We start from the raw sequence: 15,691 nt of genomic DNA on the forward strand, positions 1-15,691 counted from the left end.
CACGCCGCCCGCCGTCCCCACCAGAGGCGGCGGCTCTCCCTGGACGCGCCCTATGCCTGCGCGAGCCGTTCCAGGCAGTGCGCCTCGTCGTCGCGTGCCGCGAGCGTCTGGGGATGGTCGGGGCCCAGGGTCCGGGTGCGCGCCTCGGCGACCTGGCGGTACGCCACCAGGGCCTCGCTCCAGCGGCCGAGCCAGCCGAGCCCGGCGGCGACCTCCCGGCGGCTGATGACCGTGTCGGGGTGGTCGGGGCCCAGGGCGTGTTCCCGGAGGGCGCAGACCTCGCGCGCCTCCGCCAGCGCCTCGTCCCAGCGGCCCAGCCGCCCCAGGTTGACGCCGAGGCCGTGGCGGGCGCGCAGCGTCTCGGGGTCGGCCGCTCCGGCGGTCCGGGTGCGGTCGGCGACCAGGGAGCGGTAGAGCTCCAGGGCCTCTTCGTCGCGGCCGAGCCTGCCGAGGCTGATGCCGGCCTCGTAGCGGGCGGCGAAGGTGTCGGGGTGGTCGGCCCCGAGGACGTCGGCGCGGGCCCGGGCGACCTCCTGGTACGTGGCCAGCGCCTCCGCCCAGCGGCCCAGCCTGCCCAGGGTGTACGCCACTTCGTAGCGGGTGACGAGGGTGTCGGGGTGGTCCGGGCCGAGCACGCGGGCGCGGGCGTCGGCGACCTCCCGGGCGATCCGGCAGGACTCCTCGGGCCGCCCGAGACGGCAGAGGTTGAACGCCAGGTTGTGGCGGCAGCGCAGGGTGTCGGGGTGGTCGGGGCCCATGACGCGTTCACGGACGGCGAGGACCGTCCCGTACACCTGGTGGGCCTCGGCGTGCCGGCCGAGCCGGCCCAGGGCGTGGGCGGTCCCCTGGCGGGCGGCGAGCGTCTGGGGATGGTCGGGGCCCAGGGTGCGTTCGCGGCCCTCGGCGACCCGGGTGAACGCGCGCAGCGCCTCCTCGGCCCGGCCCGTACGGCTGAGGGTGAGGCCGATCTCGTAATGGCTGGCGAGGGTGTCGGGGTGGTCCGGGCCGAGGACGCGGTCGCGCTGCTCGGCGACCTGGCGGTGCACCTCCCCCGCCTCCTCCCAGCGGCCGAGGCGGCCGAGGTCGATGCCCGCGCTGTGGCGGCCCTCCAGCCTGGCGAGGAGGTCCGGGGCGGGGGGTCCGGCCGAGACGGAGACGAAGGAGCCGGTGTGCGGGACGGTGGCGCGCGCGGTGGTCCACTGCCCCGTCAGCCCGGCGGCCGGGTCGGGGAGTTCGGCGTGCGGGCCGGTCGCCCGGTGACCGGCGGTCATGGACCGGGTCCAGGCGGGCAGCGCCCTCTCGCGCGGGGCCGGCAGCGGCAGGGCGCCGGAGTGCGCGAGGGGTCCCGGTCCGAGCGCGGGCTGTTCGCCGGTCCGGCCGAGGACGATGCGGCGGCGCAGGTCGCCCGCGTCCACGGGCCGTTCCTCGGGAGCCTTGGCGAGCAGGTCGAGGACGACCCGGTCGAAGAAGCCGGGCAGTTCGGCGCGGTGGGTGCGCAGCGGCTCCGGCGGGGTGTCGCGGTGTCCGACGAGCACGGCCCAGGCGTCCTCCTGGTCGAACGGCGGTACGCCGGTGGCGATTTCGTACAGGACGCAGCCCAGCGAGTAGAGGTCGCTGCGGTGGTCGACCTCCTTGCCGCTGATCTGCTCGGGCGACATGTAGTGCGGGGTGCCCATGGCGAGGCCGGTGGTGGTGAGCCGGGAGGTCATGCCGATGTCGTGGCCGAGGCGCGCTATGCCGAAGTCGCAGATCTTCACCGTGCCGTCGGTGAGCCGCATGATGTTGGCGGGCTTGAGGTCGCGGTGGACGATGCCCTGCCGGTGGGTGTAGCCGAGGGCGTCGGCGACCTGCTCAGCGATGTCGACGACATGCTCGACGGGCAGCGGGTGCTGCTGGTTCTCCTCCAGCAGCTGGCTCAGGTTCTGCCCGTCGAGCAGTTCCATGACGAGGTAGAGCACGCCCTCGTACTCGCCGAAGTCGTGGACGACGGTGACGCCCCGGTGCTGGAGGGAGGCGGCCACCCGGGCCTCGCGCCGGAAGCGCTCGCGCAGGATCCGGGTGAACGCCTGGTCGTGCTGGGGGCCCATGGGTTTGAGGCATTTCACGGCGACCTGACGGCCCAGCGACTCGTCGAGGGCGCGCCACACCTCGCCCATGCCGCCGCGCCCGATGAGTTCGAGCAGCCGGTACCGGCTCTGGATCAGCCTGGTGTCCGCCATCTGCCGTTTCCCGCCCCCGTTGTTCCCTGTTCCCCGTGTTCCCAGCCGCTGTGCTGCGCCCTCCCCGGCATGTCCAGTATGGCTGCCGGTAGCCGGAGTGTGTACGCGGCGGGGCGGTTACCGGGTCCCGGGCGGTCCACCGCGTGCGCGCCCCGGCGCTCCTGGGACAATGGCCGCATGGCCGCATGGGCGTTCGGGAGACCGGCGCCGACGACAGGGAGCGCAGATGGGCGAGACGCCGACCGGCACCGGTACCGCCGCCGCTCCCGCCGTCCCCGCCGCTCCGACGCGGATCTTCCTGCTGGACGACCACGAGGTGGTCCGCCGGGGCCTGCGCGACCTTCTGGAGTCCGAGGAGGACCTGGTCGTCGTGGGCGAGGCGGCGACGGCCGCCCAGGCGCTGGCCCGTGGTCCGGCGCTGCGGCCTGATGTGGCGGTGCTCGACGTCAGGCTGGCCGACGGGGACGGCATCACCGTGTGCCGGGAGTTGCGCTCCCGTATGCCCGATCTCGCCTGTCTGATCCTCACCTCGTTCGACGACGAGGAGGCCCTGCTCGACGCGATCATGGCGGGTGCCGCCGGGTATGTGCTCAAGCAGATCAACGGCTCGGACCTGGTGTCCGCCGTACGGACCGTGGCGGCGGGCCGGTCGATGCTGGACCCGTCGACGACGGCCAGGCTGATGCGGTCGTTGCGGGACGCCGAGGCCGGTCCGGCCCCCGAGGAGGACGAACGGCTCGCGGTGCTCTCCGAGCGGGAGCGTTCCGTACTCGACCTCATCGGCGAGGGGCTGACCAACCGGCAGATCGCCCAGCGGCTCTATCTGTCGGAGAAGACCGTCAAGAACCACATCTCCCGGCTGCTCGGGAAGCTGGGCGTCGAGCGGCGGGTGCAGGCCGCCGTGATCGCGACGGAGGTGCGCGAACACCGGCAGCAGGAGCGATAGGCCCGCTCTCCCAGCACCGAAAGGCGTCGTTCAGTCGGGTGCCGGGGTGATCGGCACCCGCCACTCCAGCACCGTGCCGCTCCCCGGCGGTGCCTTCGCACGGATCGACAGGGAGCCGCCCAGCCGTTCGGCGCGTTCCGTGAGGTTCCGGATCCCGCCCCGCCCATGGCCTGGAGACGGTGTATCGCTCGCGTGGCCTGGAGACCGCGTTTCGCTCGCGGTCGGCGGGATGCCGACTCCGTCGTCGCTCGCCGTCACCGTCAGTACGCCGTCCTCCGCGACGACCGCGACCTCGGCCTTCCCCGCCTCCGCGTGCCGGGCGATGTTGCTCAGCGCCTCGCCGACCACCGCGACGACATGGTCGGCGACGGTCCGTGGCACCTCGGTGTCGATCAGCCCCTCCATGCGGAGGGCGGGAGTGAACCCGAGGGCGGGCACGGCGGCGTCGACCGCCCGGACGACACGGGAGCGGAGTTTCGGTGTCCGCCCCGTCGGCCCCTGTTCCCGGAGGCCGAAGACGGTGGACCGGATGATCTTGATGGTGGAGTCCAGGTCGTCGATCGCCCGGCCCAGCCGCTCGGCCGCCTCCGGGTGCTCCACCAGGGGCCGGGCGCTCTGCAACGTCATCCCGGTGGCGAACAGGCGCTGGATCGCCAGGTCGTGCAGGTCCCGGGCGATCCGTTCACGGTCGGCCAGCAGACTCATGCGCTCGAAGTCGCTCCGGCGGTCGGCCAGTTCGAGGGCCAGCGCCGCCTGACCGGCGAATCCGGGCAGCAGGGCGATCTCCGCGTTCATGAACGCCGCCCTGTTCCGGGCGCGGGCGAGGATCATGACCCCGCTCAGCCGCTCCTTGGTCCCCACGGTGACGGCGACCGCGGGCCCGAACCCGTCCCAGCGCCCGCGCTCGGCGGCCGCCCGGGGGTCGCTGCTGACGTCCGCCACCGTGACCAGGCCGTTCGCAGCCAGCGCGGCGGCGGCGAGCGTGCCCCGGCTGCTCGGGAGCGTGACGTCCCGGTGGGGCTCGGCCCTCTCCCCCAGGGCCAGCGATCCGGTGATCTCGCCCGCTGGGCCGATGAGGCAGAAGACCCCGAGGTCCGCTCCCGCGATGGCGACGGCCTGTTCCAGCATGCCTTCGAGGACCTCCGGCTCGGCGGCGCCCGACAGGAGGGCGCTGGTGAGGTCGGAGCTGGCGGCGAGCCAGCGCTGTCTGCGCCGGCCCTCCTCGTAGAGGCGGGCGTTCTCGATGGCGATTCCGGCCGCCACGGCCAGGGTCTGGACGACGGCCTCGTCGTCCGCGTCGAAGTCGGCCGCGCCCCGCTTCTCCGTGAGGTACAGGTTGCCGAACACCTCGTCGCGCACCCGGATCGGCACCCCGAGGAAGGAGTGCATCGGCGGGTGGTGGGGCGGGAAGCCGGCCGAGGCCGGGTGGTCGGAGAGTTCGGGCAGGCGCAGCGGCTCCGGGTGCCGGATCAGCTCGCCCAGGAGGCCGTGGCCGGTGGGGAGGCCGCCGATCCGTTCCCGTACCTCGTCGTCGATGCCGACCGGCAGGAACTCGGCGAGCTTCTGGTCGCTCCCCACCACGCCCAGGGCTCCGTACTCGGCGTCGACGAGCGTGACGGCCGATTCGACGATCCCGTGCAGCACCTGCGGCAGGTCCAGCTCCCGGCCGACGGACATGACGGCGACGAGCAGCCCGTTGAGCCGGTCCCGGACCCCCCTGACCTGGTCGATATGGCCCTGGAGCTGGTCGATCAGCTCGTCCAGCTTCAACCGGGGGAGCCGGGTTTCGTGGGCTTCGTGGCCCTCCCCGCCCATGAGCACCTCCGACGGCCGTCGAGGGGACGTGCGCGCGTGAAACCGATGCGGTTCCAATCTAGCCCGTGGGGCTCGCCGCCTCATGCCGGGCGGGAGCCGGTCGGTCCCGGGACAGGACCGTTCGGCCCATACTTTCGGCAGGTGCCCGGCCGCAAGGTGGTACGGAGGCGGTACGGCAGCCGCTCCGCAGGGCGGGGAGAAGGAGAGGCGCGACGGTATGCGGCATCTCCGGGTCGGTGAGCTGATGACGGCCGACGTGGTGGCGGTCGGCTCCTCGACGCCTTCGGCGGACGTGGCCGGGCTGTTCACCCGGCACGCCATCAACGGTGTGCCGGTCGTGGACGAGGACGGTCATGTGCTCGGCGTGGTCTCCGCGAGCGATCTGCGCGGCCGGCGGGCCCCGACGGCCGCCGGCGTCATGTCCGCGCCGGCCGTCACGGTCGAGGCCGAGCAGACGGCCTCCGAGGCCGCCCGGCTCATGGTCCGCCGCGGATACGAGCGGCTCCCGGTCGTCGACGACGAGGAGCGGCTGGTCGGCATGGTGACCCGCCGGGATCTGCTGGGCCTCTTCGTCCGCCCGGACGCCGAGGTGAAGCTCCGGATCAGGGAGGACGTGCTCCATGACGTCCTGCGGGTCCGTGCCGGCACGGTCCAGGTCCATGTGCTCGACGGTGTGGTCGTCCTGGCCGGGCGGCTGCCGCGGCCGGCCCAGCTCCGTACCGCTCTCGCACTCGCCTCACGGACCGAAGGAGTGATCGCGGTGGTGAACCGTATCGCGGTGGACACCGACGACGACCGGGACGACCGACAGGAGACGCGAAAACCATGATCACCACCGAGCAGCGCGCCACCGCGATCATCCCCTCGCTCGTCGAGGCGGCCGTGGCCGCGCCGTCCATGCACAATGCGCAGCCCTGGAAGTTCTTCCACCGCTCCGGCACCCGACTGCTCTCCCTGTACGGCGATCCGGAACGTACGCTGCCGGTCGGCGACCCGGACCAGCGCGCCCTGCACATCGGATGCGGGGCGGCGCTGCTGAATCTGCGCGTGGCCGCCGCACACGGAGGCTGGAGGGCTGTCACCGAGCTGCTGCCCGACCCCCACGACCCCTGGCGTCTCGCCGATGTCGTGCTGGAGGAGGACGCGGAGACCACCGACCACCGGCTGGCGGATCTTCAGCCCGCCGTGCGGCGCCGGCACACCAGCCGTCTTCCGTTCTCGGACGAGCGGATCCCGCCGGAGATCCTCGACGAGCTGAGCGCGGCGGCGCTGCTGGAAGGGGTCCGGCTGGTCGTGCCGGGGACCTGGCACGCCGGCGCCGTCATGGACCTCGTGCACGACGCGGAGCTCTTCGAGTCGGCCAGCGACGCCATGCGCGCCGAGATCATCACCTGGACCCGCACGGGCCGGGCCGGGGAGGGCCCGGCCACCGAGGGTGTCCCGTCGTACGCGTTCGGCCCCCGCCAGCACGGGACGACGGCCCCGGTGCGGGACTTCGACGTACCGCACGGCTCTCCGGGCCGGGCGGCCGCCGTGTTCGAGGAGCGGCCGCAGACGGCCCTGCTGGGCACCGAGGCGGATCTGCCCGTGGACTGGCTGCGGGCGGGCCAGGGCATGGAGCGTGTGCTGCTCCAGGCCACGCTCGACGGGCTCGCGACCTCCCTGATCTCGCAGCCTCTCGAATGGCCCGAGCTCAGGAACCTCGCGCGGGATCCGCGTTCCCGGACCGGCTTCGTGCAGATGGTGTTCCGCTTCGGCTACGGCCCGTCGGGCCCGGCCACGCCCCGGCGGCCGGTCGCGGAGGTGCTGGAGGTCGGGTGAGCCGGTGTGCCCCGCGCCTCGCGCCCCGTAAGCAAAGGAGCTTCCATGTCCGGGCAGACACCGCGTCCCCGCTCTTCGGATCCCCTGGCGGATCCCCGTCCGGCCCTGCTGACCTTCCTCGGGGCCACGGGCACCGTGACCGGCAGCAAGTTCCTGGTCGAGAGCGACCACGCCCGCGTCCTCGTGGACTGCGGGCTCTTCCAGGGCTTCGCCGATCTGCGGCGCCGCAACCGGCAGAAGTTCGCCCGGCCACCGGCCGACATCCAGGCCGTCGTCGTCACCCACGCGCACCTCGATCACTGCGGCTATCTGCCGCGTCTCGTCCGGCAGGGGTTCCGGGGGCCGATCCTCATGAGCGCCGACACGGCCCGGCTCGCGGAGATCGTCCTGCGGGACAGCGCCCGGCTCCAGATGGAGTCCGCGCAGCACGCGAACACGCACGGCTGGTCGAAGCACCGGCCCGCCGAGCCGCTGTACGACGACGCCGACGTGGAGAGGACGCTGGCCTTCTTCGACCCCGTGCCGGTCGGCGGCGAGGTCGAGATCGTCGCGGGCACCCGGCTCACGCTGCACCGCGCCGGCCATATCCTCGGCTCGGCCTGGGCCCGCCTCACTCTGGAGGACGGTCACAGCCTGGCCGTGTCGGGAGACCTGGGCCGGCCCGGACATCCTCTGCTGCTTCCCGCCGAGCCGTTCTCGGGCGCCGACGTGCTGCTGGTGGAGAGCACCTACGGCGACCGCCGCCACTCACCGGCCGAGAGCCGCGCCGCGTTCGCCTCCGCTGTCGGACGCACTCTCGCGCGGGGCGGCACCGTGGTCATCCCCGCGTTCGCCCTGGACCGGACCGAGGTCGTCCTGCACGAACTGGTCGAGCTGCGCACCGCCGGGGTGCTGCCCGCTTCGGTGCCCGTGTACGTCGACAGCCCCATGGCCCTCGCGGCGCTGGACGTCTACCGGCGGGCGGTGCGCGACCGGTCGCCGGAGCTGCGGCCGGACATCCTGGACCGGGGTGCGGGAGCGCTGAGCCCCGATCCCTTCCTGGCCGCCAGGACCGTGCGGGAGTCCATCGCCATCAACAGTTCGCGCGGCTCGTGCGTCATCGTCTCCTCGGCGGGGATGGCCACGGGCGGCCGGGTCCTGCACCATCTGCGCAGGCTGCTGCCCGACCCGCGGAACACCGTCGTCGTCGTGGGGTTCGCGGCGGCGGGCACCCGGGCCAGGGACCTGGTGGACGGCGTGCCCGCGCTCAAGATGTTCGGCGAGTACGTTCCCGTACGCGCCGAGGTCGCCGACGTACCGCACTTCTCGGCGCACGCCGACGCGGACCAGCTCCTGGACTGGCTGCGCGGCGCCCCGCCCCCGCACACGACGTATGTGGTGCACGGCGAGCCGTCGGCGGCGGCCGCGCTGCGCGCCCGGATCTCCGACGAGCTCGGCTGGACCGCGGTGGTGCCGTGCTCCGGCGAGGCCGTGCTGGTCAGGTGACCGGCCCGGCCTCGGCGGCGGCTTCACCACCGGCGGTGTCCTCCTCGCCGGTGGTGTCCTCCTGGCCGGGGGGAACGATCTCGACGGGGCAGTGCGCGTGGTGGAGTACGGCGTGGCTGACCCGTCCGAGTGTGGAGCCCCCGCCCAGAAGTCGGCGGCGGCTGCACAGGACCATCAGGTCGGTGTGCTCGGAGGCCTCGACGAGGATCCCCGGGACGCTGGCCCCCGTCTCGACGTGGTGGGTGACGGTGAGGCCGGGGTAGCGGGTCCGGATCTGTTCGGCCATCGCCGCGACCTCACGTACCTGCTGGTCGGCGACCTCGCCGAGGCTGTCGAGCATGGTGGTGACCGTGCCGACGTGGGCCAGGACGTTGCAGACGCTGAGCAGCCGGAGCGACGCCTTGCGGATCTGCGCCTCGGCGGCCGGAACCATCAGCCAGCCGAGATCGGAGGCACCGTGCACCGCCGCGGTGACGACGCCCGTCGCTGGGCTGTCCGTCTCGCCGCGTACGACGATCACCGGTACGCCGGTCCGCGCGGCCACGCCCAGCCCGACGGATCCCAGCATCAGGGCGCCGAAGCCGCCCAGGCCCCGGCTGCCGACGACGATCGTCCCGCGGTCACCGGCCGCCGCGCGCAGCCCGGCCACCGGGTCGAACCGGCTCAGCTCCGTCGTCACGACCAGGCCGGGGTGGCGGCGGCCTACCTCGTCCGCCGTGTCGGCCAGCAGGTCGCGACCGGCCTCGCGGACCGCCTGGATGGTGTCCGCCCGTACGTAGAGGGAGCGGCCGTCGGTGTCGGCGGCGTGGACGATGTGCAGGGGCCGACCGCGAAGGTCCGCCTCCTCCGCGGCCCACAGCGCGGCCTCCCGTGCCGGGGCGGACGCGTCCACTCCGACGGTGACGGCGCCGAGTCCGGTGGGGTCGGGGGTGGTGCTGCTCATGGCTCCTCCTCGGGGGATGGTCCAGGGGCCTGCACCTTCCACGGTCGCACCGGGGCGCGCGGCGGGCATGGGCCGTTCGGTCCCGATCGAGACCTGTCGGCCCTCCCGTCGCCCGGGGTCGGGGCGGGAGGCTGAAGTGAGGGTTTCGCCCGAGGAGCCCCGTCACCCCGAGGAGGCGCCTGTCATGACACGCCATGTCACTGTCGGCCTGGATGAATCCCCCGAAAGCCGTGCGGCGGCGCAATGGGCCGCGCGTGAGGCCGCGCTGCGCGGCGCCGCGCTGCGCCTGATCCATGTGGAGGAGTGGCCCATCACCCCGGAGATGCCGCTGACGTCCACGCAGTCGCTCGTCGAACGGTACGAGACCCTGCTGCGGGAGACCGCGGACCGGGCCCGCCGGGACCGCCCGGGACTGGAGGTGACCACGGAGCTGGTGCAGGGCCGGGCCGTGGAGGAGCTGACGCGCGCCGCGAACGAGGCCGAGGTCACGGTGCTGGGTTCACGGGGGCTCGGCGGAGTGGTCGGCTTCCTTGTCGGCTCGGTCTCCCTGGGCGTCATCGGGAAGGTACGGAGTCCCGTGGTGCTGGTGCGCCGCCCGGAGGAGACCGAGGCGGCCGACTCGGCGGAGGCCCCCTCCGGCACCGGGCCCCGCATCGTGCTGGGCGTCGACCTCGACCACCCGTCCGACGCACTCCTCTCCTTCGCCTTCGGCCAGGCGGACCGGGGGAACGCGGCGCTCCAGGTCGTGCACAGCTGGTCGCTGCCGCCGTCCTACGGGTACGCGGCGATCCTCGACCCCGGTCTCGGCAGCGGGCTCGGGCAGCGCGCCGCCGAAGGCCTGACGGAACTGCTCCGTCCGTGGCGGGCGGAGTTCCCTCGGGTCGAGGTGACGGAGAAGGCGGTCATGGGCCCGGCGGCCGACGAGCTGGTCCGGGCGTCCCGGGGTGCGGGCCTGGTGGTCGTGGGCCGGCGCGGCAGCCGGGCTCTGGGCTTCCACATCGGCCATGTGGCGCACGCGGTGATCCATCACAGCGCGGCGCCGGTCGCGGTCGTTCCGTTCGAGTGACGTCAGCGGCGCTGTGGCTTCAGCCGGCTCCCCGGCCGACGCGCTCAGGGACCCTCACCCGCGCCCCGAGGCTTCAGTCGGCCTCGCCCGGGGCGTCGGGGACGACGATCTTGCGCCCGGTGACGCGCCGGGGCGTCAGCACCATGACGTGGTCGCGCTCGGGCCCCGCCCACGGGGTCGAGTACGCGGCCTCCCTCAGCCGCCGCGCCGCCTCCTCGTCGGTGACGGCATGCACGGTTCCCACGAGCAGCACGCTCCAGCCCTTGCTGAAGGCGTCGTCGATGTGGTCGGCCTCGAAGGCGATCTCCGTGCCGTCCGCGGTGGCCAGCGGGGAGTCCTCCGCCGTGCTGAACACCACCTCACCGTCGCTCACCTGGTAGTTCACCGGCAGGACGACCGGCCCGTCCCCGAGTGCCAGGGCCACCCGCCCCACCCCGTGGTCGCCCAGCAGCGTCCAGCACATCGCTTCGTCGAGTTCAGCCATCCGGGCGCGCCGGGCACCCCGCCCCGCGCCGCGCGGCAGATCGACCGTTCCTCCCGTCAGCTCATGGACCGTGGTCTCCAGCGCGTCGGCCAGCCGGAGCAGAAAGCCGACGCCGGGGGTGGCGGACTGCTCCTCCACGTACTCGATGTAGCCGGGCGCGGCGCCCGCCCGCAGCGCTACGTCCTGCCGGGACAGACCGAGCTGCATACGGCGTGCCACGATGCGCCGGCCCAGGTCGCCACCGACCGGCTGCGGTGCTGAGGGCATCGCGGGGCTCCTTCACTGTCGACGTACGGCCCCCTCGGCTCACGCTAACCAGGAGAGGGGGCGGCCGCAGCGCAAAGACCCTGCCGGCCCGGCACCGGGAGCGGGCTCACCGCCGCACGCGCGGCATCCCCAGGCCGATCCACGAGATGATCTCGCGCTGGATCTCGTTGTTGCCGCCGCCGAAGGTGAAGATCACGGCCGAGCGGTAGCCGCGTTCCAGTTCGCCGTGGAGGACCGCGCCGGCCGAGCCCTCCTTCAGGGCGCCCGCGGAGCCGACGATCTCCATCAGCCAGGCGTACGCGTCCCGGCGGGCCTCGGAGCCGTAGACCTTGACCGCGGAGGCGTCCTGCGGGGTGAGGGTGTTGTCCTGGAGGGCGGCGACCATCTGCCAGTTGAGGAGTTTCATCGCGTCGAGGCGGGTGTGGGTGCGGGCGAGCAGGGCGCGGACCCAGCCGAGGTCGATGACCCGGCGGCCGTCGGCGAGCTTGGTGCCGGCGGCCCAGCGCTGGACATTGTGCAGGGCGCGGACGGCCATGGTGCCGTGGGCGGCGAGGGTGACGCGTTCGTGGTTGAGCTGGTTGGTGATGAGCCGCCAGCCCTTGTTCTCCTCGCCGACGCGGCGGGAGACGGGGACGCGGATGTTCTCGTAGTAGCTGGCGGTCGTGTCGTGCGAGGCGAGGGTGTTGATCAGGGTGCAGGAGTAGCCGGGGTCGCTCGTGGGGACGAGGAGCATGGTGATGCCCTTGTGCGGCGGGGCGTCGGGGTCGGTGCGCACGGCGAGCCAGACCCAGTCGGCGGTGTCGCCGTTGGTGGTCCAGATCTTCTGGCCGTCGACGATGTAGGTGTCGCCCTCGCGGACCGCGCGGGTCTTGAGGGCGGCGAGGTCGGTGCCCGCGTCCGGTTCGCTGTAGCCGATCGCGAAGTCGATCTCGCCGGCGAGGATTCCGGGCAGGAAGTGGGCCTTCTGCTCGTCGGTGCCGTACTGCATGATCGTGGGGCCGACGGTGTTCAGGGCCATCAGGGGCAGCGGTACGCCTGCCTGGGCGGCCTCGTCGAAGAAGATGAACTGTTCCATCGGGGTCAGCCCCCGGCCGCCGTACTCCTCCGGCCAGCCGACGCCCAGCCAGCCGTCGGCGCCGAGCCTGCGGACCGTGTCGCGGTAGAAGCGTTTCTGGGCGGCGGGTTCCGCGTAGCGGGCGTAGGCGTTGTCGGGGACCAGGGCCGCGAAGTACGTACGCAGTTCGGTACGCAACCGCTGCTGCTCAGGCGTGTATTCGAGGTGCACGGCCCCTCCAGAGTCTCGCGTCGGCGTCGTCCGTGTGCAGCGGCGCACACAGTAGAACCTGTTGCAGGAATCCGGAAGGGCCGGGGCGTGTGGTTCGTCGTCAGCGCTTGACGGCGCGCAGGACCACGAACTTCGGATCGCCCGCGACCGTGGTGCAGTTGCCGAAGATCCGGCGCAGGTGGGTGTGGTACGAGAGGTGCCGGTTGCCCACGACCCACAGCTCGCCGCCCTGCCGCAGCGCGGTCCGCGCGCCGGCGAACATCGCGCGGGCCGTGGCGTCGGTGGTGGCCAGGTGGGAGTGGAACGGCGGGTTGTTCAGCACCAGGTCGACGCTGCCCGCATCGAGGCCGGCGAGTCCGTCGCCGACCAGGAAGTCGGCCTTCGCGCCGTCCGGCGCCCCGGCCCGGAAGGTCTCCTCGGCGGAGGCGACCGCCCCGTAGGACTCGTCGACGAAGGTGATGTGCGCTTCGGGGTTGGCGACGGCGGCGGAGAGCCCGAGGACGCCGTTGCCGCAGCCCAGGTCGACGACCCGGACGGCCCCGCCGCGGGTGGGCAGGTGCTTCAGGAAGAAGCGGGTGCCGATGTCGAGGCGGTCGGCGCAGAAGATCCCGGCGTGGTTGACGGTGGTCAGGCCCGAGACGGGGCCCACGTCGGCGGGCAGCTCGTAGCGGTACGGCCACGGGCTCGGCGTACGCGGCAGCTCGGGGTCCGGGGTACAGAAGATCAGCCGCGCCTTGCGGACGGCGAGGGAGGTGCGGGTCGGGCCGATGATCCGCTCGAAGAGTTTCAGCGTGGAGGTGTGGATCTCCTTGACCATGCCGGTGCCGATGATCACGGTGCCGGCGTGGACGGCGGGCGCGAGCCGGTGGAGCTGGTCCTCCAGGAACGCCAGCGACTTGGGCACCCGGACGATCAGGACGTCGATCCGGTCCGGAGGGGTGTCGCGCGAGGACAGCAGCCGTACCGCGTCCTCGTCGATGCCGTTGCGGGCGAGGTTGGCGAGGGTGGCGCGGCGGGCCAGGTAGGAGTCGCTGATCTGGACGGGCCGGTGCGCGGCCAGCGCGGTGGCGAGCGCTCCCCACCGGTCCCCCACGACGGCGACCGTCCCCGAGAGGTCGACCGGTCCCGCCTCGGGGTCCGTCAGCTGCCGGAGCAGATAGTCGTCGGCGGCGTCCCACGCCCGGAAGGGGTCGCGCGGGTGCTCGGGGAAGCGGGCGAGATCGAACGTGCCCTGGGGGATCGTCAAGCGGTTCATAGGTGACTCAGGCTAGCCGAGGGGGCCGGGGGCGCCCCACACGCTCCCCGGCCCCGCGGCCGCGTCCACCTCGGCGTACGGAGCGGTGTACCGAGCGGCGTACGGCTCCGCGCGCCTGCTCGCCGGGCGCCCACGTGGGCCCCCGGCGGATGTGTCAGGGCAGTTGTTTGTCGATGGCCGACCGCCCCTCGGCGGCCAGCTTGCGCCGGGCCCATTCCAGGGTCTCCGGGGTCAGGTCCCGCCCGGAGGCCAGCACCAGGTCCTCCGGGCTCGGCCGGTCGCTCGCGCCCGTGTGCAGGAGCCGGTCGGGCGTGACGCCCCCCGGTCCGGCCAGGGCCTCGGATACGGATTCGGACTCTTCGCTCATACCGCCTCCTCGTCCTTGCGGCAATTCTCACCCTCCGCGGACCCGGCCGCATCCGATGAGCGCGCGCCCGTTACCCGGGAGGGTGAATCGGCCCTTGGCGGGCCCGGGGAGTGGGCAGGAGAGGGAGATCGTTGCCCCATATTCCCGAGGCGGGTGCCCATGCTCCACGGTGTCGACGTCAGCGCCTATCAGCCCTCCTACGACACGGACGGTCTCGACTTCGTCCTCATCAAGTCCACCGAAGGCCGCACCTACGTCAATCCGCGGATGGAGGCGCAGGTGAAGCGGGCCAGGGACGCCGAGTGCGTCGTCGGCTTCTACCACTTCCTCTGGCCGGGGAACGTGGCGGACCAGGTGGCGTACTTCCTGAGCAGGACCCCCGAGAAGGCGGGCGATCTGCTCGCGGTCGACTGGGAGGAGACCGGCGGCGGGACCCGGGCGAGCAACGCGGACAAGGACCGGTTCATCCGCGCGGTGAAGAAGGAACGGCCCGGCCACCGGGTCCTGCTGTACTGCAACCGCTCGTTCTGGCTCAACCACGACACCACGAGCTACGCCGGCGACGGGCTGTGGATCGCCGACTACGTCTCCGCGGGCAAGCCCCGTATCGAGGCGGACTGGCGCATCCACCAGTACACCGACGACCCGCTCGACAGGAACGTGGCCGACTTCGCCTCGGTCCGGGCCCTGCGCGACTGGGCTGCCGGATAGCACCCGGGCACACCTCTCGCGGACGGCCGTCCGCGAGAGGTGACGGCAAAGCGACTCTTGACCTGCACATGATAGGTACAGAGTGTTCACACCCGGGCCACGGTGCGTGTGGAAGGCTCCCGGCTGACCACCTACCGCACGGCCGCCGCGCGAGCGCCCCCACCCAGGGCCCGCCGCGGCGTCCGCGTTCCGGAGAGGACACCCCACATGTCCCGTCGTCACTCGTTCTACGCGCGTCCACTGCTGGCCGCGGCGGCCGCCGTCACCGTGCTCGCCGGCACCGCGGCCGCGGCCCCCGCGGACTCCTCCCCCGGCCGGTACACCGCCACCGCCGCCGCCCTCGACGACACCTACTACCAGGACGCCATCGGCAAGACCGGCGCCGAGCTGAAAGCCGCCCTGCACACGATCATCAGCGACCAGACCAAGCTCTCCTACAGCCAGGTGTGGGACGCCCTCAAGGCGACCGACGAGGACCCCGCCAACTCCTCCAACGTCGTCCTGCTGTACACCGGGCGCTCCCAGTCCAAGAACGACAACGGCGGCAACTCGGGCCAGTGGAACCGGGAGCACGTCTGGGCCAAGTCGCACGGCGACTTCGGTACGTCGACGGGTCCGGGCACCGACATCCACCATCTGCGGCCCGAGGACGTCCAGGTCAACTCCACCCGGGGCAACAAGGACTTCGACAACGGCGGGAGCGAACTGGGCAACGCCCCGGGGAACTTCACCGACGGCGACTCCTTCGAGCCGCGCGACGCGGTCAAGGGCGACGTCGCCCGCATGATCCTCTACATGGCCGTGCGTTACGAGGGCAACGACTCCTTCGCCGACCTCGAACCCAACGACCAGGTGAACAACGGGTCCGCGCCGAAGATGGGCAAGCTGTCCGTCCTGAAGCAGTGGAGCCAGGAGGACCCGCCGGACGCCTTCGAGAAGCGCCGCAACGACGTCATATTCGAGCAGTTCCAGCACAACCGGAACCCGTTCATCGACCACCCCGAGTGGGTCGGCGCCATCTGGTAGT

At 72.8% G+C, this 15,691-nt stretch carries 14 protein-coding genes; 7 read left to right on the plus strand and 7 right to left on the minus strand.

The window, feature by feature from the left end; all coding sequences use genetic code 11:
- Positions 1-50: 50 nt before the first annotated feature.
- Positions 51-2,219, minus strand: coding sequence for a serine/threonine-protein kinase (locus tag A3Q37_RS15645; RefSeq protein ID WP_065484609.1), 2,169 nt, complete (start codon positions 2,217-2,219; stop codon positions 51-53).
- 226 nt (positions 2,220-2,445) lie between these two features.
- Here A3Q37_RS15645 and A3Q37_RS15650 point away from each other — a divergent pair, with 226 nt between their 5' ends.
- Positions 2,446-3,165 (plus strand): response regulator transcription factor, encoded by a 720-nt coding sequence (locus tag A3Q37_RS15650; protein WP_065484612.1) that lies wholly within the window; start codon positions 2,446-2,448, stop codon positions 3,163-3,165.
- 30 nt (positions 3,166-3,195) lie between these two features.
- Here A3Q37_RS15650 and A3Q37_RS15655 read toward each other — a convergent pair whose 3' ends face one another.
- Positions 3,196-4,980 (minus strand): GAF domain-containing sensor histidine kinase, encoded by a 1,785-nt coding sequence (locus tag A3Q37_RS15655; protein ID WP_065484616.1) that lies wholly within the window; start codon positions 4,978-4,980, stop codon positions 3,196-3,198.
- A 217-nt stretch (positions 4,981-5,197) separates the two neighbouring features.
- On the opposite strand from A3Q37_RS15655, the gene A3Q37_RS15660 reads away from it, so the two are divergent.
- Genes A3Q37_RS15660 through A3Q37_RS15670 form a run of 3 tightly spaced genes read left to right on the plus strand, consistent with a single transcriptional unit; the run spans position 5,198 to position 8,286 of the window.
- Positions 5,198-5,809, plus strand: coding sequence for a CBS domain-containing protein (locus tag A3Q37_RS15660; RefSeq protein WP_065484619.1), 612 nt, complete (start codon positions 5,198-5,200; stop codon positions 5,807-5,809).
- Positions 5,806-6,801, plus strand: coding sequence for an Acg family FMN-binding oxidoreductase (locus A3Q37_RS15665; RefSeq protein ID WP_079137815.1), 996 nt, complete (start codon positions 5,806-5,808; stop codon positions 6,799-6,801). Before A3Q37_RS15660 ends, A3Q37_RS15665 begins: the two co-directional genes overlap by 4 nt.
- Before the next feature lie 45 nt (positions 6,802-6,846).
- Positions 6,847-8,286 carry an MBL fold metallo-hydrolase RNA specificity domain-containing protein gene (locus A3Q37_RS15670; protein ID WP_079137816.1) on the plus strand — a complete coding sequence of 480 codons (1,440 nt, stop codon included), beginning with the start codon at positions 6,847-6,849 and terminating at the stop codon, positions 8,284-8,286.
- Here A3Q37_RS15670 and A3Q37_RS15675 read toward each other — a convergent pair.
- Positions 8,279-9,229: a universal stress protein gene (locus A3Q37_RS15675; protein WP_065484621.1), complete on the minus strand. Its 951-nt coding sequence runs from the start codon at positions 9,227-9,229 to the stop codon at positions 8,279-8,281. The genes A3Q37_RS15670 and A3Q37_RS15675 overlap by 8 nt on opposite strands.
- A gap of 184 nt (positions 9,230-9,413) precedes the next feature.
- Here A3Q37_RS15675 and A3Q37_RS15680 point away from each other — a divergent pair, with 184 nt between their 5' ends.
- The gene (locus tag A3Q37_RS15680; RefSeq protein WP_065484630.1) at positions 9,414-10,295 is read left to right on the plus strand and encodes a universal stress protein; all 882 of its coding nucleotides are present in this window, start codon (positions 9,414-9,416) and stop codon (positions 10,293-10,295) included.
- A gap of 73 nt (positions 10,296-10,368) precedes the next feature.
- On the opposite strand, the gene A3Q37_RS15685 is transcribed toward A3Q37_RS15680, so the two are convergent.
- The 4 genes from A3Q37_RS15685 to A3Q37_RS15700 form a co-directional block, all read right to left on the minus strand.
- Positions 10,369-11,046: a pyridoxamine 5'-phosphate oxidase family protein gene (locus tag A3Q37_RS15685; RefSeq protein ID WP_065484633.1), complete on the minus strand. Its 678-nt coding sequence runs from the start codon at positions 11,044-11,046 to the stop codon at positions 10,369-10,371.
- 106 nt (positions 11,047-11,152) lie between these two features.
- Positions 11,153-12,331 carry an acyl-CoA dehydrogenase family protein gene (locus A3Q37_RS15690; protein WP_065484636.1) on the minus strand — a complete coding sequence of 393 codons (1,179 nt, stop codon included), beginning with the start codon at positions 12,329-12,331 and terminating at the stop codon, positions 11,153-11,155.
- A 100-nt stretch (positions 12,332-12,431) separates the two neighbouring features.
- The gene (locus A3Q37_RS15695) at positions 12,432-13,586 is read right to left on the minus strand and encodes a methyltransferase (protein WP_065484639.1); all 1,155 of its coding nucleotides are present in this window, start codon (positions 13,584-13,586) and stop codon (positions 12,432-12,434) included.
- A gap of 154 nt (positions 13,587-13,740) precedes the next feature.
- Positions 13,741-13,953 (minus strand): hypothetical protein, encoded by a 213-nt coding sequence (locus A3Q37_RS15700; protein ID WP_032788903.1) that lies wholly within the window; start codon positions 13,951-13,953, stop codon positions 13,741-13,743.
- A gap of 159 nt (positions 13,954-14,112) precedes the next feature.
- Between A3Q37_RS15700 and A3Q37_RS15705 the strand changes: the two genes are divergently transcribed.
- Entirely contained in the window at positions 14,113-14,664 is a 552-nt protein-coding gene (locus tag A3Q37_RS15705) for a GH25 family lysozyme (protein ID WP_065484643.1), read from the plus strand.
- 207 nt (positions 14,665-14,871) lie between these two features.
- Positions 14,872-15,690 (plus strand): endonuclease I family protein, encoded by an 819-nt coding sequence (locus A3Q37_RS15710; RefSeq protein ID WP_065484646.1) that lies wholly within the window; start codon positions 14,872-14,874, stop codon positions 15,688-15,690.
- Position 15,691 lies beyond the last annotated feature (1 nt).

Origin of the sequence: Streptomyces sp. PTY087I2, assembly GCF_001687325.1 — a bacterium.
In the GTDB taxonomy this organism is placed as follows: Bacteria; Actinomycetota; Actinomycetes; order Streptomycetales; family Streptomycetaceae; genus Streptomyces.

Coding starts and splice junctions, on each gene's coding strand:
- A3Q37_RS15645 (WP_065484609.1), bottom strand. CDS start 2,219: ATGGCGGACACCAGGCTGATCCAGAGCCGGTACCGGCTGCTCGAACTC.
- A3Q37_RS15650 (WP_065484612.1), top strand. CDS start 2,446: ATGGGCGAGACGCCGACCGGCACCGGTACCGCCGCCGCTCCCGCCGTC.
- A3Q37_RS15655 (WP_065484616.1), bottom strand. CDS start 4,980: ATGGGCGGGGAGGGCCACGAAGCCCACGAAACCCGGCTCCCCCGGTTG.
- A3Q37_RS15660 (WP_065484619.1), top strand. CDS start 5,198: ATGCGGCATCTCCGGGTCGGTGAGCTGATGACGGCCGACGTGGTGGCG.
- A3Q37_RS15665 (WP_079137815.1), top strand. CDS start 5,806: ATGATCACCACCGAGCAGCGCGCCACCGCGATCATCCCCTCGCTCGTC.
- A3Q37_RS15670 (WP_079137816.1), top strand. CDS start 6,847: ATGTCCGGGCAGACACCGCGTCCCCGCTCTTCGGATCCCCTGGCGGAT.
- A3Q37_RS15675 (WP_065484621.1), bottom strand. CDS start 9,229: ATGAGCAGCACCACCCCCGACCCCACCGGACTCGGCGCCGTCACCGTC.
- A3Q37_RS15680 (WP_065484630.1), top strand. CDS start 9,414: ATGACACGCCATGTCACTGTCGGCCTGGATGAATCCCCCGAAAGCCGT.
- A3Q37_RS15685 (WP_065484633.1), bottom strand. CDS start 11,046: ATGCCCTCAGCACCGCAGCCGGTCGGTGGCGACCTGGGCCGGCGCATC.
- A3Q37_RS15695 (WP_065484639.1), bottom strand. CDS start 13,586: ATGAACCGCTTGACGATCCCCCAGGGCACGTTCGATCTCGCCCGCTTC.
- A3Q37_RS15700 (WP_032788903.1), bottom strand. CDS start 13,953: ATGAGCGAAGAGTCCGAATCCGTATCCGAGGCCCTGGCCGGACCGGGG.
- A3Q37_RS15705 (WP_065484643.1), top strand. CDS start 14,113: ATGCTCCACGGTGTCGACGTCAGCGCCTATCAGCCCTCCTACGACACG.
- A3Q37_RS15710 (WP_065484646.1), top strand. CDS start 14,872: ATGTCCCGTCGTCACTCGTTCTACGCGCGTCCACTGCTGGCCGCGGCG.